Source organism: Bradyrhizobium sp. BR 1432 (assembly GCF_051547705.1).
Lineage (GTDB): Bacteria > Pseudomonadota > Alphaproteobacteria > Rhizobiales > Xanthobacteraceae > Bradyrhizobium > Bradyrhizobium zhanjiangense.
In genome coordinates this window covers 5,057,903-5,078,969 of record NZ_JBPUGF010000003.1, presented here as the reverse complement: position 1 = coordinate 5,078,969, position 21,067 = coordinate 5,057,903, and the positions used below count along the sequence as shown (strand labels likewise).

15 protein-coding genes and 2 pseudogenes are annotated in these 21,067 nt (G+C 64.2%); 6 read left to right on the top strand and 11 right to left on the bottom strand.

The window, feature by feature from the left end; genetic code table 11:
* Positions 1–82 precede the first annotated feature (82 nt).
* Positions 83–1,801, top strand: coding sequence for a caspase family protein (locus tag ACSKB8_RS24385; RefSeq protein WP_438106931.1), 1,719 nt, complete (start codon positions 83–85; stop codon positions 1,799–1,801).
* A 206-nt stretch (positions 1,802–2,007) separates the two neighbouring features.
* Here the strand turns inward: ACSKB8_RS24385 and ACSKB8_RS24380 are convergent, their stop codons facing one another.
* From ACSKB8_RS24380 to ACSKB8_RS24355, 6 genes and pseudogenes are all read right to left on the bottom strand, one after another.
* Positions 2,008–3,126, bottom strand: a complete 1,119-nt coding sequence (locus ACSKB8_RS24380; protein ID WP_438106929.1) for a cobalamin-independent methionine synthase II family protein — start codon at positions 3,124–3,126, stop codon at positions 2,008–2,010.
* A 70-nt stretch (positions 3,127–3,196) separates the two neighbouring features.
* Positions 3,197–3,913, bottom strand: a complete 717-nt coding sequence (locus ACSKB8_RS24375; RefSeq protein WP_438106928.1) for an ABC transporter ATP-binding protein — start codon at positions 3,911–3,913, stop codon at positions 3,197–3,199.
* Positions 3,906–4,660, bottom strand: a pseudogene (locus ACSKB8_RS24370) (ABC transporter ATP-binding protein). Before ACSKB8_RS24370 ends, ACSKB8_RS24375 begins: the two are co-directional and overlap by 8 nt.
* Positions 4,657–5,685: a branched-chain amino acid ABC transporter permease gene (locus ACSKB8_RS24365; protein WP_438106926.1), complete on the bottom strand. Its 1,029-nt coding sequence runs from the start codon at positions 5,683–5,685 to the stop codon at positions 4,657–4,659. Before ACSKB8_RS24365 ends, ACSKB8_RS24370 begins: the two are co-directional and overlap by 4 nt.
* Positions 5,686–5,693: 8 nt before the next feature.
* Positions 5,694–6,563 (bottom strand): branched-chain amino acid ABC transporter permease, encoded by an 870-nt coding sequence (locus tag ACSKB8_RS24360; protein ID WP_370989860.1) that lies wholly within the window; start codon positions 6,561–6,563, stop codon positions 5,694–5,696.
* A 187-nt stretch (positions 6,564–6,750) separates the two neighbouring features.
* On the bottom strand, positions 6,751–7,929 hold the full coding sequence (locus tag ACSKB8_RS24355) for an ABC transporter substrate-binding protein (RefSeq protein WP_438106924.1): 1,179 nt from the start codon (positions 7,927–7,929) through the stop codon (positions 6,751–6,753).
* 585 nt (positions 7,930–8,514) lie between these two features.
* On the opposite strand from ACSKB8_RS24355, the gene ACSKB8_RS24350 reads away from it, so the two are divergent.
* Positions 8,515–8,808: a hypothetical protein gene (locus ACSKB8_RS24350; RefSeq protein ID WP_438106923.1), complete on the top strand. Its 294-nt coding sequence runs from the start codon at positions 8,515–8,517 to the stop codon at positions 8,806–8,808.
* Between the two features lie 131 nt (positions 8,809–8,939).
* On the opposite strand, the gene ACSKB8_RS24345 is transcribed toward ACSKB8_RS24350, so the two are convergent.
* A complete protein-coding gene (locus tag ACSKB8_RS24345; RefSeq protein ID WP_438106921.1) occupies positions 8,940–9,686 on the bottom strand; it encodes an IS5 family transposase in 747 nt (248 codons plus the stop codon).
* A gap of 69 nt (positions 9,687–9,755) precedes the next feature.
* Positions 9,756–10,620 (bottom strand): annotated as a pseudogene (gene purU / locus ACSKB8_RS24340) (formyltetrahydrofolate deformylase).
* 142 nt (positions 10,621–10,762) lie between these two features.
* Here purU and ACSKB8_RS24335 point away from each other — a divergent pair.
* The gene (locus ACSKB8_RS24335) at positions 10,763–11,602 is read left to right on the top strand and encodes a uroporphyrinogen-III synthase (protein WP_438106919.1); all 840 of its coding nucleotides are present in this window, start codon (positions 10,763–10,765) and stop codon (positions 11,600–11,602) included.
* 113 nt (positions 11,603–11,715) lie between these two features.
* On the opposite strand, the gene ACSKB8_RS24330 is transcribed toward ACSKB8_RS24335, so the two are convergent.
* The gene (locus ACSKB8_RS24330) at positions 11,716–12,396 is read right to left on the bottom strand and encodes a peroxiredoxin-like family protein (RefSeq protein ID WP_091891877.1); all 681 of its coding nucleotides are present in this window, start codon (positions 12,394–12,396) and stop codon (positions 11,716–11,718) included.
* A 21-nt stretch (positions 12,397–12,417) separates the two neighbouring features.
* Positions 12,418–15,732: an adenylate/guanylate cyclase domain-containing protein gene (locus ACSKB8_RS24325; protein WP_438106917.1), complete on the bottom strand. Its 3,315-nt coding sequence runs from the start codon at positions 15,730–15,732 to the stop codon at positions 12,418–12,420.
* Between the two features lie 292 nt (positions 15,733–16,024).
* On the opposite strand from ACSKB8_RS24325, the gene ACSKB8_RS24320 reads away from it, so the two are divergent.
* Positions 16,025–17,287, top strand: coding sequence for an MFS transporter (locus tag ACSKB8_RS24320; protein ID WP_438106915.1), 1,263 nt, complete (start codon positions 16,025–16,027; stop codon positions 17,285–17,287).
* On the opposite strand, the gene ACSKB8_RS24315 is transcribed toward ACSKB8_RS24320, so the two are convergent.
* The gene (locus tag ACSKB8_RS24315) at positions 17,284–17,958 is read right to left on the bottom strand and encodes a Crp/Fnr family transcriptional regulator (protein WP_091891868.1); all 675 of its coding nucleotides are present in this window, start codon (positions 17,956–17,958) and stop codon (positions 17,284–17,286) included. The genes ACSKB8_RS24320 and ACSKB8_RS24315 overlap by 4 nt on opposite strands.
* Before the next feature lie 292 nt (positions 17,959–18,250).
* On the opposite strand from ACSKB8_RS24315, the gene ACSKB8_RS24310 reads away from it, so the two are divergent.
* Together ACSKB8_RS24310 and ACSKB8_RS24305 are read left to right on the top strand one after the other, a co-directional pair.
* Complete coding sequence (locus ACSKB8_RS24310; protein WP_438106913.1) at positions 18,251–19,114, top strand: ABC transporter ATP-binding protein; 864 nt, start codon at positions 18,251–18,253, stop codon at positions 19,112–19,114.
* Positions 19,111–21,042 carry a long-chain fatty acid--CoA ligase gene (locus tag ACSKB8_RS24305; RefSeq protein ID WP_438106911.1) on the top strand — a complete coding sequence of 644 codons (1,932 nt, stop codon included), beginning with the start codon at positions 19,111–19,113 and terminating at the stop codon, positions 21,040–21,042. The genes ACSKB8_RS24310 and ACSKB8_RS24305 overlap by 4 nt, the downstream gene beginning before the upstream one ends.
* The last annotated feature ends 25 nt before the right edge of the window (positions 21,043–21,067 follow it).

Genomic DNA, 21,067 nt, shown 5'->3' with positions numbered 1-21,067 from the left:
CCGCGCGCCAGGGCAGGAGCCCGTGAACCCCTGCGCCCCGCCGGGCAACAAACAAGCGCTTCTCCTCTCACGAGATATCGCCATGCGCCGCCTGCTCGTCGCGCTCTGCCTGCTCATCGTCGCGCCGTGGTCCGGGCCCGCCTTCGCCCAGGCCCGCAATCAGCTCGGCCCGCTCTGCACCACCGAGACCACGCCCGCGGACCAGATGGTCGACGCCTGCACCAAGATCATCGCGCTGAAAGTGTTCAGGGCCGAGCAGCTCGCAACGGTCTACTTCTGGCGCGCGGTCGGGTGGAACAAGAAGGGCGACTACGCCAAGGTCATCACTGATGCCACGGAAGCGATCCGGCTCCAGCCGAGCCAGGCGGTCTACAACTTGCGGGGGTCGGCCTATTACGACAAGGGCGAGTACGAGATCGCGATCGCGGATTTCGACGACGCGCTGAAGCGCGGCCCGCCCAGCGGCATCATCTTCCACAATCGCGGCAATGCCTGGCGCGGCAAGCGCGACTATGCCAAGGCCATTGCCGATTACGACATGTCGGTCAAGGCCGATCCGAAATCGGCGTTCTCGTTCCAGAACCGCGGCATCTCGAAAGAGGCGCTCGGCGATCTCGACGGCGCGCTCGCGGACATCAATCAGGCGATCCGGCTCGATCCGACGCTGCCGCAGCCGCTGATCAACCGCACCGCGATCTGGCGCGCCAAGGGTGATCTCGATCGCGCCATCGCCGATGGCAGCGAAGCGATCCGGCTCGCCAAGGAAAGGCCGCCGGTCAACATCATGACGCCGCCCAACAGCGTGCTGATCTCCGGCTACATCCATCGCGCGCTCGCCTATGAGGCCAAGGGCGACTATGCGCATGCGAAGGACGACTACAAGGCGACGCTGGCGATCGTGGCTTCGGACGCCGGCAGCAAGGCCAACCAGGCCACCGCGAAGGTGCGGCTGTCGCTGCTGACGGATGCGAGCGCGCCGATCCCGCGCGATGCGCCGTCACCGACGACGCAGCCGACGTCCACCCCCGCTCCGCAGCAGGCGGGGCCGGCGCCGACGCCCTCGCCCGCACCGGTCGCCCCCGGCAAGCGCATGGCGCTGGTGATTGGCAATGGCGCCTATGCGCATGTCAAGGCGCTGCCCAATCCACCCAACGATGCGCGCGCCATCGCCAAGAGCCTGCGCGACATCGGCTTCACCGTGTCCGAGGGCATCGACCTCGACCGCGCCGCGATGCAGAAGGTGACGCGCGATTTCTTGCGCGAGGCAGCGCGGGCGCAGGTCGCGATGGTCTACTATGCCGGCCATGGTGTGCAGGTCGACGGCCGCAACTATCTCATTCCCGTCGACGTCGCGCTCAAGCCGGGCGCGAACATGACGGAGGCGATGATCGAGACTGATACGATCATGGCCGGCCTCGACGACCAGGTCCGCACCAACATCCTGATCTTCGACGCCTGCCGCAACAATCCGATGGCGCAGCAGGTCGCGCCCAACAGCGGCAATCGCGGCATCGAGGGTGCCTCGGGCCTCGCAGCTCCAACGAGCCTGGGCACCGGCGCGACGTTGGGAGCCGGCACGCTGATCGCCTACGCGACCGCGCCGGGCCAGGTCGCGCTCGACGGCGAAGGCGCGAACTCGCCGTTCTCCGCCGCGTTGTCGCGTCACATCGGCACGCCCGGGCTCGAGGTGCAGCAGATGCTGACACGGGTACGGGCCGAGGTGGTCTCGACCACGAAGAACAAGCAGGTGCCGTGGTCGAATTCGTCGTTGCTGGGTGAGGTCTATCTGGCGGCGAAGTGAGGGCGGGATCGCCGCCATCTGTCTGGAACGCGGCGCTGCCAGTCACATACTCGGTGTCATCGCCCGACTTGATCGGGCGATCCAGTACTCCGAGAGGTCCGTGGCCTATCGAGAAGCCGCGGCGTACTGGATTCCCCGCTTTCGCGGGGAATGACAGTGACAGTGTGGAGAGGTCTTCCGTCACTCACGTCAAGGCTGCGTGGAGCTTACTTGCCCCACACTTCCTTCGCGATCTCCACCGCAAGGCTGAGCTTGGCCCACTGCTCTTCCTCCGAGAGGATGTTGCCCTCTTCCGTCGAGGCGAAGCCGCATTGCGGCGACAGCGCGAGCTGCTCCAGCGGGGCGAACTTGGCGGCTTCTTCCAGGCGGCGCTTGATGTCGTCCTTCTTCTCGAGCTCGCCGAACTTCGAGGTGATGACGCCGACCACGACGACCTTGTTGCCCTTGGGCAGGAAGCGCAGCGGCTCGAAGCCGCCGGCGCGATCGCTGTCGTATTCGAGGAAATAGCCGTCGTAATTGGTGCCGGCGAGCAGGGTCTCGGCGACCGGTTCGTAGCCGCCCGAGGAGATCCAGGTCGAGCGGAAATTGCCGCGGCAGACATGCGTCGTCACCACCATGTCGGCGGGCTTCTCGGCCAGCGCGTAGTTGATGATGCGGGCATAGATCTGCTGCAGGCCCTCGGGATTGTCGCCGCGCTCGCGCGCCTTCTGCAGTTCGTCCTGCGAGCAGAGATAGGCCCACACGGTGTCGTCGAACTGGAGATAGCGGCAGCCGGCGTCGTAGAACGCCTTCACGGCCTTGCGATAGGTCTTGCCGAGGTCCTCGTAGAAGGCGTCGAGATCTGGATAGACGTCCTTGGAGATCGACTTGCGACCGCCGCGGAAATGCAGCACGGCCGGCGACGGGATCGTCATCTTGGCGGTGACGTGGGCCTGGTCGGCATACTTCTTCAGGAAGCGGAAGTGATCCAGCATCGGGTGGTTGTCGGGGAAGTCGAGCTTGCTGATCACGCGCACTGCGTCGTGACGGGTCTGCACGCCCGCGAACTGGATGCCGGTGTCCGGGTGGAACAGCTCGCAGCCGGTGAGCTTGGCCAGGAAGTCAAAATGCCACCAGGAGCGACGGAATTCGCCGTCGGTCGCAAGCTTCAGCCCGATCGAGGCCTGCTTGTGCACGACCTTCTCGATCTCCATGTCCTCGATCTTGCGCAGATCGTCGGCCGAGATCTCGCCCTTCTCCAGACGGCTGCGGGCTTCCTTGATCTTGGCGGGACGCAGAAGGCTGCCGACCTCGTCGGCGCGGAAGGGGGCTTTGGTTCGCTGCATTGTTATCTCTCCCGAACTTTCAGTGGCGCAAGTTGTACTCCCTCTCCCCGCCTGCGGGGAGAGGCGAAGATCAGTGGGCGGCCGCTCCGGCGACGCCGAGGTGGCGCTCCAGAACGGATGGGTCGGCCTTCAGCGCGGCGCTCGGGGCGTCGTGGACGATCGTTCCGCGCTCCAATATCACGACGCGGTCGGCCAGCCCCAGAATCTTTCGGGCATTCTGCTCGACGATGATCGAGCAGATGCCGCCCGCCCGGGTGATGGTGCCGATCGCCTTGAGCAGTTCCTCGACGATGATGGGGGCGAGGCCCTCGGTCGGCTCGTCCAGCAGCAGGACTTTCGGATTGAGGGTCAGCGCGCGGCCGATCGCCAGCATCTGCTGCTCGCCGCCGGAGAGCTGGTTGCCGAAATTGCTCCGCCGCTCCTTCAGCCGCGGGAACATCTCGTAGACCTTCTCGACCGTCCAGGGGCCGGGCTGCGCCACCGCGGTCATGTTCTCTTCCACCGTGAGCGAGCGGAAGATGTTGCGCTCCTGCGGCACCCAGCCGATGCCGGCGCGCGCGCGCTGGTCAGGCCGGACCGAGGTGACATCTGCGCCGGCAAGCGCGACCGACCCCGAGAAGCGGCGGGTGACGCCGACGATGGAATTGATCAGCGTGGTCTTGCCGGTGCCGTTGCGGCCGAGCAGCGCCAGCACCTGCCCTTCGGCGAGGCGCAGCGACATGTTGGGCAGCACCACCGCCTCGCCATAGCCGGCGCGAAGGGAGTCGATCGCGAGCAGGTCAGACATTGACCGCCTCCTCGCCAAGATAGACCGCCTTGACCTGCGGATCGCGCGCGACCTGTTCTGGCGGCCCCTCGGTGAGCAGCGCGCCGGAGACCAGCACCGAGATGCGGTCGGCAAAGGAGAAGACGAGGTCCATGTCGTGCTCGATGAGGAGCACGGTGACGTCGCGCGGCAGTGCGCCGACGACCGCGAGAATGTCATGGCGCTCGCTCTCGGGCACGCCGGCGGCGGGCTCGTCCAGCAGCAGCACGCGCGGCTTGGCCGCGATCGCCACCGCGATCTCGAGCAGACGCTGCTTGCCATAAGGCAGCGTCACGGTCTGCTCGTTCATGACGTCGAGCAGGTGGAAGCGCGTGAGCAGATCGGCGACCTCACCGTTGACGTCGCTGCGCGTCCCCATCCGCCGCCACCAGTCGCCGCCATGGCCGAGGCGTTCGGAGACGGCAAGGCCGATAGTCTCGAGCGGGGTCAGGTCGGGATAGAGCTGGTTGATCTGGAAGGTGCGCGACAGGCCGCGCAGCACGCGCTTGTGCACGGGCAGATCCGTGATGTCCTGGCCTTCGAGCAGGATCCGCCCGAGTTCGGCTTGAGAACGCCGGTGAGCTGGTTGATGACCGTGGTCTTGCCGGCACCGTTCGGGCCGATCAGGGCATGGCGGGCGCCCTGCTCGATCTTCAAGGACAGATCGCGGGTGACGCGCAGGCCGCCGAACTGCTTTTCGAGATTCTTCGTTTCGAGCGCGATGGTCATGCGTCGCTCTCCGGCACGGCGACGACGGCCTTGCGCCCGGCCACCTGCTTGATGATCAGGTTCGGCACATACAGCACCCAGCGGTGCAGGCGCTGGCGGCCGATCAGCACGATCACGACCAGCACGAGGCCGATCCAGAACTGCCAGTATTGCGGAGTGATGGTCGAGAACAATTCCTGGAGCATGCGGAACACCACCGCGCCGATCAGCCCGCCATAGAGATAGCCGGTGCCGCCGATGACCAGCACCAGCATCAAATCGGCGGAGCGCTCGAACGCGAACACGTCGAGCGAGGCGATCGCGGTGGTCTGGGTGAACAGCGCGCCTGCGATGCCGGCATAGAACGCCGCCAGCGTGTAGATCGCGATCAGGCGGCGGTTGACCGGGATGCCGATGGCGGCGGCCCGCAGCGGATTGTTCTTGATCGCACGCAGCGACAGGCCGAACGGCGAATGCACGACGCGGCGGGCGAGCAGGAACAGGAGGAACAGCACGGCCAGCGAGTAGAAGAAGCCGGCCTTGCCGAACATATCGAACGGGATCTCGCCGAAGATCGGCTGCATCTCGATGCCTTGCAGGCCGTCGGTGCCACCGGTGATGTTGGAGAAGCGTTCGGCCAGCGCTTCCAGCAGCAGGGCGATGCCGAGCGTCACCATCAGCCGGGTCAGATCGACGCCGCGGATCACCAGGAAGCTGGTGGCAAAGCCGAGCACCATCGCCGCAAGGCCGGCAACGATCAGCGCCAGCACGGGCTCTTTGACGATACCGTGCAGCGCGAGAAGTCCCGCCGCGTAGGCGCCGACGCCGAAGAAGGCGGCATGGCCGAGCGAGACGATGCCGGCATAGCCGAGGATGAGATCGAGCGACATCGTGAACAGCGCCAGCCGCAGGATGTCGGTCATGATCAGATAGCGCGTGGGAAAAGCGAAGCCGCAGGCCAATACGATGAGCCAGAAGGCGACTTCGCCGTAATGCCAGCGCGCCTGGCGCTGGGCGTGATGACCGACGTCGGAGGAAGCGCTCATCGGCGGACTCAACGCGTGGCCGTGCGGCCGAACAGGCCGTTCGGGCGCCAGATCAGGATCACGATCATCATGGTGTAGATCACGAAGGGGCCCATCTTCGGCACGTAATATTTTCCGGCGACGTCGCCGATGCCGAGCAGGAGCGAGGCCAGGAACGGCCCGGTGATCGAGGACGAACCGCCGACGGTGACCACGATCAGGAAGTAGATCATGAATTTCAGCGGAAAATACGGATCGAGGCCCAGGATCTCGGCGCTCAGCGCGCCGCCGAGGCCGGCGAGCCCGCAGCCAAAAGCGAACGTGAAGGCGAACACTTGCGGCACGTTGATGCCGAGGCCGCTCGCGGCGCGGGGATCATCGACGGCGGCGCGGAGACGGCTGCCGAAGCGCGTCTTGGCCAGCACCATCTGCAGGCCGATGGTGAGCAGGCCGCAGATCACGATGATCATCAGCCGGTAGCGGCCGATGCCGACGCCGAACACGTCGAACTGGCCCTGAAGCGCGGCGGGCAAATTGATGAAGACGCGCGAGGAGCCCTGGATGTAATCGACCGCCGCCACCGACATGAAAGTCAGGCCGATCGTGAACAGCACCTGGTCGAGATGGCTGCGCGCATAGAGGTGGCGGTAGAGCGTGCGTTCGAGCGCAATGCCGATCGCGGCTGCGGAGACGAAGGCGAGCGGCAGCGCGGCGAAGAACGGCCAGCCCATCCGGTTGACCAGCACCATGCAGACATAGCCCCCGGCCATGGCGAAGGCGCCGTGGGCGAGATTGACGAAGTTCATCAGGCCGAGCGTGACCGCGAGCCCGCAGGCGAGCACGAACAGCAGCATGCCGTAGGCAACGCCATCGAACAGGTTGGTGAGGATTGCGGTCATCGATGACGGGTCGTTGTCGAGAAAATATGAGGTCTAGCGGAGTAGGCTGCTGTGCTCCCTCTCCCGCTTGCGGGAGAGGCTGGGGAGAGGGTATCTCCGCAACGAGACAATCCCCGTATTGAGAGAGCCCTCACCCGGCGCTTCGCGCCGACCTCTCCCGCAAGCGGGAGAGGTGTAGAAGAGCGCGTCACTTCTTGGTCTTGCCGAGATCCTTGACGGCCTCGAAGGTCGCGAACTCGACATTGTAGAGCTCGCCGTCGACCTTCTCGACCTTGCGGATGTAGATGTTCTGCACGATGTCGCGGGTCTCGGGGTCGATCGAGATCGGGCCGCGCGGGCTCTCCCACTTCTGGCCCTTCATCGCCTCGATCAGCTTGTCGCCGTTGGTGTCGCCACCGGTCTTCTTCAGCGCTTCGTAGATCAGGTGGATGCCGTCATAGCCGCTCACGGCCATGAAGCCCGGACGGTTGCCGAACGCTTTCTTGTAAGCGGCGACAAAATCCTTGTTCATCTGCGAAGGATGCGCCGCAGAGTAAAGATGCGCGGTGACCGTGCCGAGCACGGCATCGCCCATGTTGTTGAGCAGGTCGTCGTCGGTGACGTCACCTGGTCCGATCACCTTGATGCCGGCCTTGTCGAGACCACGCTCGGCATACTGCTTCATGAAGTTGCCGCCCTGCCCCGCCGGCACGAACACGAAGATCGCGTCGGGCTTGGCGTCCTTCATGCGTTGCAGGAACGGCGCGAAATCAGGGTTTTGCAAGGGCACCTTCACCTCTTCGACCACCTCGCCGCCGCCGGCGGTGAAATGCTGCTTGAAGAAGTTCAACGCGTCATTGCCCGGCGCGTAGTCCGAGGTCAGCGTCGCCACCTTCTTGATGCCGTTCTTGACTGCCCAGTCGCCGATGATGGTGGAGGACTGCGCCAGCGTGAAGCTGGTGCGCACGATGTAGGGCGACCGCTCGGTAATGATGGAGGTGCCGGCCGCCATGACGACCTCCGGGATCTTGGCTTGCGTTGCGAGCGGCGCGGCCGCGAGCGCGGCGGGCGTCACGCCGAAGCCGGCGATGAAGTTGACCTTGTCGTTGACGATCAGCTCCTGCGCGGCGGTCTTGGTCTTGTCGGGAATCGCGGCGTCGTCCTTGAGGATGATCTCGATCTTCTTGCCGGCGACGGTGTCGCCCTTCTGCTGCATGTAGAGCTTGATCGCGTTCTCGATCTGCTTGCCGGTCGAGGCCTGGCCGCCGGTCATCGGCAGGATCAGACCGACCTTGACGGTGTCCTGCGCCTTCGCAGGCGCGACGGCAGCAAGGCCCGAGATGGCAGCCACCGCGGCGGCCCAAGAAAATGGTTTGCGTACGAACATCAGATCTCCCTCCCCTTAATTCCTGACTTTTGTGCCCTGAACCGAGTGCCCGGTCCTTGCCGCGCTTAACTCGCGGACAAGCCATGCCGTGCGGCCACATGGCGTCCTCTGCAACCCCGTTGTCAATCGGACGTTGGGCGACCATTCGGCGCAAGCGCGCGGTCCCGTCGACGACAGCAGGGAGATTTGTACGATTGTACAAATAAAATGGTCTTGTCAACGAAAAAGCCCTTCGTTGCTCAAGCCAGTTTGCCGCGAATTTGATGCGGCACTCTAAGAGGGCGCCACGGCAGCGTGATGGAGAATTCCGCCTCTCATTTGCAGAATTCGAACATCCCTGAATGCTTTTGCCGTTGAACCCTCACGGTTATGTCGGCTGATCTCCTAGCTTGTGAATACGCTATGTATACCATACCAGCTAGGATGGCCCTCTCAAGGGCAAAATAAACCTATTATAATACCTTCATGTATACAAAAGAATCCGTCTTCGAATAGGCCAATTTTGCTTATTGAGGACTACAGTCCGCCGCTCGCGCCCGTTCGGCGTCCCCATCACACGTGCCCGATCGGGCACGAAGTGAGAAGATGCTCATGCGTTTCCGTTCGCTTTCGATCGCTGCCGTCGTCGCTCTGCTGGCTTCGAACCTTGCGGGCTGCGGCACGGTCAACGAAAAGCTCTCCGCCGGCATGGGCGACTACGTCCCGCAATGGGCCGGTGGCCTGCCGGCCGACGCCCCGCCGCGACCGGGTACGCCGCAATACGACGCTTACATGAAGGAGCGCGAACGCAAGCGGCTGCTGCCCGCGGCTGATCGCGACAAGGAAGAGCAGGCCCAGAAGGGCGCGACGGGGACAACGTCGGGCAACGCGGTGCGGTAGGCCGTCATTCCGGGGCGATGCGTCAGCATCGGACTATAGTACGCAGTTGCGCACCTGAGAATCTCGAGATTCCGGGTTCGCCTCTTTGAGGCGCCCCGAAATGACAGCGCACTAAGGCCTGTTTACAGTCGCTAGTTTGCGAGGAAAGCCGCGACGAGATTGAGGAGGCCGGCAAAGCAGGCGTCTGTCTTTTCGTAGCGAGTTGCGATGCGGCGGAATGCCTTGAGCTGGCAGAAGAAGTTCTCGACCAGGTGGCGCCATTTGTACATTTCGGCGTCGTGCGGGATGCGCCCGGCGCGGTCGGCCTTGGACGGGATGACCGCTGCGGCGCCGCGTTGGTTCAGATTGGCGCGCAGCCAGTTATTATCGAAGGCCTTGTCGCCGATCAGCGCTTCAAAATCGAGGCCAGTGATCAAAGGCTCGACGCCAATGCTGTCGTGACGCTGGCCGGGCGGCAGGGTGAAGCGAATGAGATTGCCGAGTGCGTCGACCAGAGCCATGATTTTGGTAGTCAGGCCACCACGCGAGCGGCCTATGGCCTGATTTTGAGTCCCCTTTGCCCCGGTGCCATGTTGGTGGACCCGGACGAGTGTGCCGTCGATCAGGACATATTCGAAATCGGGATCGTCACAGAGAGCTTTGAAGACCCGCTCCCAGACCCCCTTCTGCGCCCAGCGCCAGAAGCGCGTATACACTGTGAACCACTTGCCGAACGCTTCCGGCAGATCTCGCCACGGCGAGCCCGTGCGCGCAATCCAAAGAACTGCTTCGATAAAGAGCCGGTTGTTACGCCCGGTGCCGCCGGGATCACCGGCTTTGCCAGACAATTCCGGCGCAATCCGCTCCCACTGCGCATCGCTCAACATCAATCGAATCAAGGCTGATCTCCAATTTTCAGCCTTGAATCAATTTTCTACTGATTTGGGAATCCTGTCTGTAAACAGGCCTTAATCCACGAACACCACGGTCTTGCGGCCGTTGAGGATGACGCGGTCGTTGAGATGGTAGCGGATCGCGCGGGCGAGTACGCGTCGCTCGATATCGCGGCCCTTGCGGACCAGATCCTCCGGCGTATCGCGATGGCTGATGCGCTCGAACGTCCTGGTCGATGATCGGGCCCTCGTCGAGATCGCGCGTGACGTAATGCGCGGTGGCGCCGATCAGCTTGACGCCGCGCTCATGGGCCTGGTGATACGGTTTTGCGCCCTTGAAGCCCGGCAGAAACGAGTGATGGATGTTGATGCAGCGCCCCGACAGTTTTGCCGAGAGATCGTCGGACAGGATCTGCATGTAGCGGGCGAGCACGACGAGATCGGTCCCCGTGCTGGCGACGAGATCTAGGATCTGTGCCTCCTGCTCGCGCTTGGTCTCCTTGGTCACAGGCAGGTGGTGGAACGGAATGCCGCCGAAATCGAGCCCGGCATAAACCTCGCGCGGATGGTTGGAAACGATCGCGGTGGGGATCATCGGCAATTCGCCGGTGCGCCAGCGATAGAGGATGTCGACCAGGCAGTGGTCGGACTTCGACACCAGCAGCATGACCTTGCGATGCGCGGCGCGGTCGCGCATCTGCCACTCCATGCCGAAACGCTCGGCGATCGCGGCAAAGCCGGTCTGGAGCGCCGACAGTTCCACGGCGAGATCAGCCGCGGTGAACACCACGCGCATGAAGAACTTCTTGGTCTCGACGTCGTCGAACTGCTGGGCGTCGAGAATGTTCTGCCCGTTGTGGGCCAGGAACGTCGACACCGCCGAGACGATGCCGGGGCGATCCGGACAGGACAGGGTCAGGATATATTGATGATCGGGCATGGCTCTTGATGAAGGTTTGGGCAAAACGAAGCGGGACGACCCGCGATTTGCGCCCCGCTCTAGCACCGACCCACTCTTGCGCCAATCCCGGGCGCAGAGTCAGGATGAACGTACCATTGCGATTTTTGACCGGAGCACGCCCATGGCCGACCGCTTGAACGGCACCCGCATCCTGATCCTGGAAACGCGCGAGGAGGCGCAGTTTGCGAAGCTTCTGGCCGAGCAAGGCGCCGAGGTCGTGCAGTGCCCGATGTTCACCATCCACGACGCGCCGGACCCGGCGCCGGTCGAGGCCTGGATCCGCCGCGCCATCGACAAGCCGTTCGACGACCTCGTGTTGATGACCGGCGAAGGCCTGCGCCGGATCATGAAGCTCGCCGTCGCTCGTGGGCTCGATCAGGCTCTCGTGGCGGCGCTTGCCAAATCGCGAAAATTCACCCGCGGCCCGAAGCCCGGCAAGGCGCTGCGCGAGGTTGGCCTCGACGCGCGGCAGACCACGGAGAAGCCGACCACCGAGGGCGTGATCGAGATGCTGGGCGGGCTCGACCTGAAGGGCCACCGTCTTGGTCTGCAGCTCTATCCGGACAAGGACCACAGCGCGCTGACCGGCGCGCTCGCCGCGCAAGGCGCCGAGGTCGATACCGTGCTGCCCTATGTCTACGATTCCAAGGCGGCAGATGCCAACATCGTCGCCGCGATCGACGCCATGGCCGAGGGGCGGATCAATTCCATCGCGCTGACCAATCTCGGCCAGGTCCGCCGACTGTTCGAGGCCGCGAAGGCGCACGGCAGCGAGGCACGCCTTCGCGCGGGGCTCGAACGGACGCTGATTGCTTCAGTCGGCCCGGCGGTCTCGGGCGAGCTCGCCGCGCACGGATTGCGCACTGACGTCTCGCCGGTGGAAGATCATTATTTCATGCGCCCGCTGATCTCGGCGATGGCGGCAGCGCTCGCCGAGAAACGACCGAGGGTGGCGGGTTAATCGCCAAGATGCCTAAAGCGCGATGAGATTAGGATAAATCGTCATCGCGCTTTAGGTTATTGTTTGAGCATGATCTTTTCGGAAAACCGCTGCGCACTTTTCCGGATCATGCTTTAGCCTGCCACCTGCGAGGCGGCCGACATCAGCTCCTGTGGGCTCGGCGCTCCGAACATGCGCTGGCCGCCGCCGGGAACCTCGGTGAACGTCCAGCGCACGATCCCTTCCCGGTCGAGCAGGAACTGGCCAAACAGCTGCCCCGTGCCTGTTGCCGCCATACGCTGGTCGGCTTCGGTCATCTCGTAACCGTCCTTCTTGTTGAGGTACTCCGCGGCTGCCGGCCGGTTCATCGGGCTGGGCAACTCGCCGGGCATGTCCACTTGCATGCTCATGACCGCGTCCATGCCCACTTTGCGTGGCCACTCGGTTTCGTTCTCCGTGAACTCGATATTGGGCAGGCCGAATGCGCGGTGCGAGACCCGATCGGGGTCGGACGCGGCGAGCAGATTGGGCAATGGATGATAGCGGAAATAGAGCCGCGCCCGGTCGATCGGCGTGTTGACGACCGTGAGACTTTCGATCCCCTTCCCGCGCAGCGCGCCATCAAGCTGCGCCTGCGCCGCGATATGGCGCCGGCAAAACGGGCAGTGCAGGCCACGAAACAGTCCCACCAGTATGGGACTATGCCCGCGATAATCCTCGAGCGCGATCTTTCCTTCGCGTGTGATGGCGTCCAGGACGATGTTCGGTGCACGATCGCCCGGCTGAAGTGTTCCATCTACATGACGGTCTGACATGGTTGAACTCCCTCACATTGGCTAGTCAAGGAACGGCAGTACGATCAGCCCTGCGGGATCGAGCCCGTGCCGGGCGCAGACATCATGGGCCAGCGCGAAATACCGCTCGGCCTCGGGCATGTCGCCTCGATCAAGGTTCAGTGTCGCAAGACCATCATAGCATGGAAACAGCTGCTGCGGCTCGCCGGTCTCGCTCGCCACCTCGATGGCCTCGTTGTAGCAGCGCGCGGCCATGTCGGGGCGGAAGTGGCACTGATGGATCTGCCCGAGCACGATCAAGGGTACCGGGAGATGCTCGCGCTGATCGAGCGCGCGGTCGATCTCGATCGCTTTTTCGGCAGCCGGCACCCCCTCCTCGGTACATCTGTCCGTGAAGGTGCAACAGGCGACGGCAAGGTTGGCCAGAAGGCGTGCCTGGAAGCCGAGATCGCCGATACAATTCGCGACATCGAGGCCGCGCCGGCAAACCGCCATGGCTTGCGCCGGGTCGACGATCGTGTAGAGCACGCCAAGGTTGGTGTAGCCGCGGCACGCCACGTTGAGGAGGCCGGCGGCCTCGGCTACCGCGACACTTTGCTCCACCTCCTTCACCGCCTCCTGGTGTCGCCCAAGCCGCGCCAGCGCAACCGCCTTGGTGTTGAGCGCCTCTGCAGTGGCGCGCGCCGCCTCGAACCCGGCTTGCTCGTCCGCGTTCGCCGGCACGGACCGCGCGTGGCCCAGCGCCTCGTCGGCCCACCGCGCGGCGGCGACGTGATCGCCCACACGAAACGCGAGACGGCCGCGCTCCTGGAGGAGGTGCGCCCACTCGATCGGCGCGTCGGTCCCGCCGAGCCGTTCTGCCGCCTCGGCATAGCGCTCCTCTGCCCTGACGCGCTTGCCGGCGTCCCACAACGATCGGCCGAGCTTGCGAAGAATGCGCGCCTCGCCGATACGGTCCCCGGCCGTGCGGTGCCCCTCCAGCGCGCTCTGATAGTGTTCCTCGGCTGTGCTTCGCCGGCCAGCCACGCAACAGAGGTCCGCGACGCGCTCGTACAGGATCAGGCATTCCGGCTCCCGTTCGCTGGCGGTCGACAGCACGGCGAGGGATTGCTGATAGAAACGGAGGGCATCGTCGTTGGCATAGCTGGCACGTGCGCGATCGCCGGCCGCGCGCAAATAGCGCGCGCCTCTCGACTTGCTCGCGCTCAGACTGAAGTGATGCCCGAGCAATATGAGATCTTCGAGCTGCTCGGGCTCTTTGCCATAGAGCCGCTCCAGCGCGGCACCAATCCGTCCATGGAGCTCGACCCGACGCTGCAAGAGCAGGTTCTGATAGATCACATCCTGAAGCATAGTCTGCGTGAAGCGATAGGTCCGCAGCGTCATCGAGCTCGAGCCCGCGACCTCCTCGACGAGCTCGGCGTCGCACAAAAGTTCGAGCGCTGCTTCGACCCTTGCCGGCTCGGTTGCTGCCGCACCGAGAACAGCCGCATCAAAGCGCGGACCGATCACCGCGGCCTCCTGGGCCACGTGGCGCACCTGATGCGGCAACCGGTCGAGGCGCGCCAGCAACAACGCCTGAATGCTTGCTGGAATATCGGCGGCGGCTTCGTCCGATTTCATCCGCCACTGCGCGCCGTCACGCTCCAGGGTCCCGCCTTCGATGAGGCCGCGAATGATCTCCTCGAGGAAAAGCGGATTTCCGCCTGCGCGATCGAGGATTCGGGTGAACAAATGTCCCGGCGGTTCCCGCCAACCGTGACTGAAATACGCCGCGAGCAGCCTTCGTCCGTCAGCATCGCCAAGCGGAGGCAGCCGAATGGTCGTGTGACTGATCCTGCTCGAACCGAACTGATCCACCAACGCTGGCCGATGTGTAAACAGCAGCATCAGCCGCGTCCGCTCCAGCCGGTCCATCAGGAACCGCAACGCTTCAAGCGACACCGCGTCGGCCCAATGCAGATCCTCGACGATGATCAGGAGCGGCGACAAGGCGAGGCGGCGTTCGAAGACGGTACGGATCGCGAAAAAGATCTGCCGCCGGAGCTGTTCCGGTTCGACATGCCTGAGCACGGCGTTGGGATCGCCAAGGCCAAGAACATGCAAGTAGAGAGGCATCAGGCGGTCGGCCTCCTCGGCCGCGAGGCCGAGCTCCGATAGCGCTTCCGCAACCTTCGTCTCTGCCTCCGCGGCGCCGGCCTTCTGTGCGATGCCATAGGCGCTACGCAGCACGGCGGCGAGTGCTCCGTAGGACTGTTCGCCGAGCGGCGAGCAGACCGCCCGTCGGATCGCCACGCCTGAGAAGCGATCCTCATCGCGGATGCGGGCGACGAATTCGTTCACCAGCCGCGTTTTCCCAATGCCCGCTTCGCCAACCAGCCGCACCAGTTGAGCCGCGCCGCCGCACGCGCGATCAAGGCTGCCGATCAGGCGCGCAAGCTCGGCGTCGCGCCCGATCAGTGGTGCATCGAGGCCCAACGTGTCGAGGCCGCGTGCCGCGCGGGGCGTATCGAGCGGTCCCCTCAGACGATGGACCAGAACGCTGCCCATCTTGCCCTTGAGCGAGATCTCTCCGAGCGAATCATAGGAGAACGCATGCCGCGTCAGACGGTGGGTCAACGGCCCGACCAGCACCTCGTCCGGAGATGCCATCGACTGCAATCGTTGCGCCGTATTCACGGTATCGCCGGTCACCGAATAGGATTTGGCAACTCCCACGCCTAACCCACCCGCGACGACGTGGCCGGTGTTGATGCCGACATGGAGCTGCAACGGTGAACCGGCATAGGCCTTCGCGCGCTCGCTGAGGCGCGCCGTCCGGCTGATCATGTCGAGGGCAGCGCGGACCGCCCGCTCGGGGTCGTCCTCGTGCGCAGTCGGCGCACCAAACAGCGCGAGCAGCGCATCGCCGATGAACTTGTCCACGAAACCGCCAAAGCTCTGCACCGCGGCCGTCAACTCCTCGAACAACTGGTTCTGAAGCGTCTGCATGACCTCTGGGTCGAGCCGCTCGCTCATCGCAGTGAAGCCGCTGAGGTCGGCAAACAGCACGGTTATGGTGCGGCGGTTTGCTTCGCTATCGACGTTGTCCGGTTGCGGTCGAAATGCGTGTTGAGCCGTCTGCAGGAGCGGTGGCGAAGACGATCTGATTGGGAGTGTCGCCGGGCTCGTCTGCGCCGATGCCTGTCCGCCGTCGTTGGTGGCCCCGCTGATGAGGGAGCCGCATTTCGGGCAGTAGACAAAATCCGGTGCACATGGAAAGCCGCAGCCGGGGCACGCGCTCGGCTGCTTCGTGCCGCACTTTGGGCAGAAGGCAAAGCCGCTCTGAACCTCGAAACCACAACCCGAGCAGTTCATGGCTCAAGACCTCGCGGAAGCCGCGATGGTGCAATCTACTGGCCCCTACCGAATGGGTCCCAGGATGCAGACCAGAATGGGCTCTGCGCGCCGGAAGAGCAAGCGGCGGTAGCCTACCTCTCAGTATGGGCGACGAAGCATGCTGCGGGCGCACTGGCGCACCGCACGTCGTCAGCAAAGCATGGTGGCATGCGGTAGCGTCAATTGACAGGGCCATCGCCGGGGCTACCCTTCCAAACAGAAGAACAAATAAAAGAGGGCAGGGAATCGCCGTGAAACCCGTCATCGCATCTTGAGCGCATCCGCACGACCTTCCGCGCTCGCGCCATTCCGCATCCGCAACTATCGCTTCCAGTGGCCGTCCGACCTGCTCACCTCCTGGGCGTTCGAGGTCGAGACGCTGGTGCTCGGCTGGTACATCCTGGTCGAAACCGGCTCGGTACTGCTGCTCACCGTGCTTGCATCGCTCCAGTTCGTCGGGACCCTGGTCGCGCCGGTATTCGGTATGATCGGCGACCGCATGGGTCATCGCGACCTGCTGGTCGCGATGCGTCTTGCCTACACGGTGCTCTCGTCGACCATCATGGTTCTGGCGTTGACCGGTCATTTGTCGCCGCTGAGCGTCATGATCATCGTCGCGATCATGGGCCTGATTCGCCCCTCCGACCTCGGCGTCCGGGGGGCGCTGCTTGCCGAGATCATGCCGGCCGAGCAACTGGTCGGCGCCATCAGCGTTGCGCGCACCACCCAGGACAGCGCCCGCATCGCCGGAGCATTGACGGGCGCCGGACTGTTCGCCCTCCTCGGCATCGGCCTCGTTTATGTGGCGATCGCCTGCCTCTACCTCGTGGCTGCGCTGCTCATGCTCTGCCTGACCCGCCCGAAAAGGACCCTCACCACGAGCGATCTCCCGGCCAACAGCCACGCCGTTTCTCGCTTATTTGGCGACCTCAAGGAGGGGATCGTCTACGCCTGGAATGGCCCGGGAATGCGCGCGGCGCTGTGCGTCGCGTTCCTGGCCAATCTCACCGCATTTCCTTTCACCGGAGGATTGCTGCCCTACATCGCGCGGGAGATATTTCAGACCGACCAGACCGGCCTCGGCTATCTCTCGGCGAGCTTCGCCGTCGGCTCGCTGACCGGCTCCATCACGCTCAGCCTGGTCAGCGGATTGCGCATTGCCCGGCTTTTGATCGGCGCGACGCTGGCCTGGTATGCCATGCTGCTGGTGTTCGTCGAGATCAGGACCATGCCGGTGGCGATGGCCTGCCTCGTGCTCGCCGGTATTGCGCAGAGCATGTCGATGATCTCGGCAGCCGTGATCCTGATGCGGACGGCGAGCGCACATCTGCGCGGTCGCGTCATGGGCGTCCGCATGATGGTGATCTACGGCCTGCCGCTCGGACTGCTCGCGGCCGGCAGCCTGATCGATGTCATCGGCTATTCCGCGACGGGATCGCTTTATGCCGCCGCAGGCATCATCGCGATGCTGGCGATCGCGATCCGATGGCGCGCCGACCTCTGGCCGGTGCACGCCCCCGCAAATGCGCGCTAATCCCCGTAACTGCGCAGCCGCTCGATAGCGAGGATGGTGACGCCGCCATATTCCAGCCGCAGCAGCCCCTCTTTCTCCAGCCGGTTCAGCGCGCGGTTGGCGTTCTGGCGGGACATGCCGGAGAGCGCGCCGATCTCCTCCTGGGTGATTTCCAGATGCGCGGTCGATTCGGGATAGAGGATCGGGTTGAACAGCGAGGCGATGCTGCGGGCAAGGCGGGCGGTGGCGTCGAGCGTGCGGTTGACCTCGAGCATGCCGATGAACTGGCCAAGCCGCTCGTTGAGCTGGCGGACCAGGAAGCGGTTGAAGCCGACGCTGTTCTCGAACAGCCACATGAAGGCGCTGCGTTCCATCAGCGCAACCCGGCTGTCGCGCAGCGCGACCACGTCGTAGCGTCGCGGCTCGTTCTTGAGCACGCTGCCTTCGCCGAACCAGGCGCCTGCCGTCAGCCCGGCAAGACTGGTCTCCTTGCCGTCGCGCGACACGCCGCCCATCCGGGCGAGGCCAAAGACCATGCCGGCCCAATAGTCGAAGCTGTCGCCGCGCATGAACACGGTCTCGCCGGTGCCGTAGGACCGCTCGCTGACTCCGGCGCGTGCGACCTCGATCTCGGCCTCCGTGAGTTCGCGCGACCAGGCGGCGATGCGCTTCAGATGATCCTCTGAAATCATGATGGAGAGGCCAGCCGCACCGTTTCGTCACTCCGCGCTTCTGTTGCACTGCAACATGATCACCTCGGCTGCCATCCGACGAAAGATGGACGCCGCGCCCGCCCGAAAAACTTTGTCACCGAATTGTCAGGCCGAAGACATTTCAAAATAGCGCTTTCCCGTATTGAGAGCCACCTTGGGCGATGCGGCTTTTGATCCCTGATGGGAACGAAGGCGGCGCGGGGTCCGGTCGAGACCAATGGCTGCATGGCCTCACCGGGACGACCGTACTAGGATCGCTCGAAAACAACGGATGAAGAGCGCCAGTGAATGCGCCATCACCGGGAGGGATTTGTTTGTGGCTAGTCTCGAAGTGCGCGGCGTGTCCTTGCGATTCGGTGGCGTCCGTGCGCTGACCGATGTCAGCTTCGCCATCAGGGAAGGCGAGCTGTTCTCGATCATCGGCCCCAACGGCGCCGGCAAGACCTCGATCGTGAACTGTATTTCCGGTCGCTACAAGCCGACTGAAGGCCAGCTCTTCTACCAGGGCCGCGACATCACCGGTTTGACGCCGACTGCCCGCGCCTCGCTCGGCATCGGCCGCACCTTCCAGAATCTGGCGCTGTTCCACCATATGAGCGTGCTCGACAACATCATGGTCGGCCGCCATCACCTGCTGAAGAACAATTTCCTCACGGGTTCGCTGTACTGGCTCACCGGCGCGCGCAAGGAGGAGCTCGAGCACCGCCGCAAGGTCGAGGAGATCATCGACTTCCTCGATCTCCAATCGGTGCGAAAAGCCACCGCCGGCACCCTCTCCTACGGCCTGCGCAAGCGCGTGGAGCTCGCCCGCGCCATGGCGCTGGAGCCTCGCCTCATCCTCCTCGACGAGCCGATGGCCGGCATGAACTTCGAGGAGAAAGAGGACATGGCCCGCTACATCGTCGATCTCAACGAGGAGTTCGGGATGACGGTGGTGATGATCGAGCACGACATGGGCGTGGTGATGGACATCTCCCACCGCGTCATGGTGCTGGATTTCGGCAAGAAGATCGCCGAGGGCGATCCCGCGGCGGTCCTCGCCGATCCCCACGTCAAACGCGCCTACCTTGGTGAGGAAGACGAGGTGCTGGTCGATCCGGACGACGCCCCGCCGGCGCAGGAGAGCGCGGCATGATGGATTACGCAGGACGCGTTGCGCAGGCCGACACCTATCCCAAGATGCTCCGGCTCAACGCGAAGGAGCATGGCAGCGAGATCGCGCTGCGCGAGAAGGATCTCGGGCTCTGGCGCCTGTTCACCTGGAACGACTACCAGATGCGGGTGCGCGACTTCGCGCTCGGGCTCGTCGAGCTTGGCCTCGGCCGCGGCGACGTCATCGGCATCATCGGCGACAACCGGCCGGACTGGGTCGCGGCGGAAGTCGCGACCCATGCCGTTGGCGGGCTGAGCCTCGGGCTCTATCGCGACGTGCTGGATGAGGAAGCCGCCTATCTCCTGACCTATGGCGAGGCACGGCTCGTCTTCGCCGAGGACGAGGAGCAGGTCGACAAGCTGCTCGCGCTTGCCGAGCGCGTGCCGAAGTTGAAGCACATCATCTATTCCGATCCGCGCGGCATGCGGAAATATGACGATCCCAGGCTGATGTCGGCGGAAAAATTCGCCGAGCTCGGCCGCGCGCGGGCCGCTCGGGAGCCGGAGCTTTACGACCGGCTCGTGGATGCAACCAACGGCGAGGACGTCGCGATCCTCTGCACGACGTCGGGCACCACCTCACACCCGAAGCTCGCGATGCTCGCCGCCGGGCGCGTGCTCGGCCATTGCGCGACCTATCTCGCCTTCGATCCGAAGGGACCTGAGGACGAGTACGTCTCGGTGCTGCCGCTGCCCTGGATCATGGAACAGGTTTACGTGCTCGGCAAAGGCCTGTTGTGCCGGATGAAGATCAACTTCGTCGAAGAGCCCGATACGATGATGAACGATCTGCGCGAGATCGCGCCGACGTTCGTACTGTTCGCGCCGCGCGTCTGGGAATCGATCGCCGCTGATGTCCGCGCCAAGGTGATGGACGCTACGCCGTTGAAGCAGCGCCTGTTCGACGTCGGAATGAAATCGGGACTGGCCGCACTCGCGCAGGGCAAGCGCTCGGGTTTTGCCGATGCGATCCTGTTCCGCGCGCTGCGCGACCGGCTCGGTTTCACCCGCCTGCGCTCGGCGGCAACCGGCGGCGCGGCGCTCGGCCCTGATACCTTCAAATTCTTCCAGGCGATGGGCGTGCCGCTGCGCACGCTCTACGGCCAGACCGAGCTATTAGGGGCCTATACGCTGCATCCCGAGGGCAAGGTCGATCCTGACACGACAGGCGTACCGATGGCCGACAGCGTCGAGATCCGGATCGACAGTGCCGACGTTCATGGTGTCGGCGAGATCGTGGTGCGGCACCCCAACATGTTCCTCGGCTATTACAAGAACCCCGAGGCCAGCGTCGCCGACATCAAGGATGGCTGGATGTGTTCCGGCGATGCCGGCTATTTCAATGACAACGGTCAGCTCGTCGTCATCGACCGCATCAAGGATCTCGCCGAGACCTCGCGCGGCGAGCGCTTCTCGCCGCAGTTCATCGAGAACAAGCTGAAGTTCTCGCCCTATATCGCGGAGGCCGTGGTGCTGGGCGCCGGCCGCGACGCGCTCGCCGCCATGATCTGCATCCGCTACTCCATCATCTCGAAATGGGCGGAGAAGAACCGACTCTCGTTCACGACCTACAGCGACCTTGCCTCGCGGCCTGAGGTCTACGCGCTGCTTCAGAAGGAGGTCGAGACCGTCAACGCCACGCTGCCGCCTGCCCAGCGCATCTCACGCTTCCTGCTGCTCTACAAGGAGCTGGATGCCGACGACGGCGAGCTCACCCGCACCCGCAAGGTGCGGCGCGGGGTCATCAACGAGAAATACGCAGGGATCATCGACGCCATCTACCGCGGCGATGCTGACATCCCCGTCGACACCGTGATCCGCTTCCAGGACGGCACCACGCAGCGCGTGCGCACGACGTTGCGCGTGGTGGACCTGGACGGACATGGGCACATGGCGGAGGCTGCGGAGTGAAACAGTCTACCGATGCGCCCTCTCC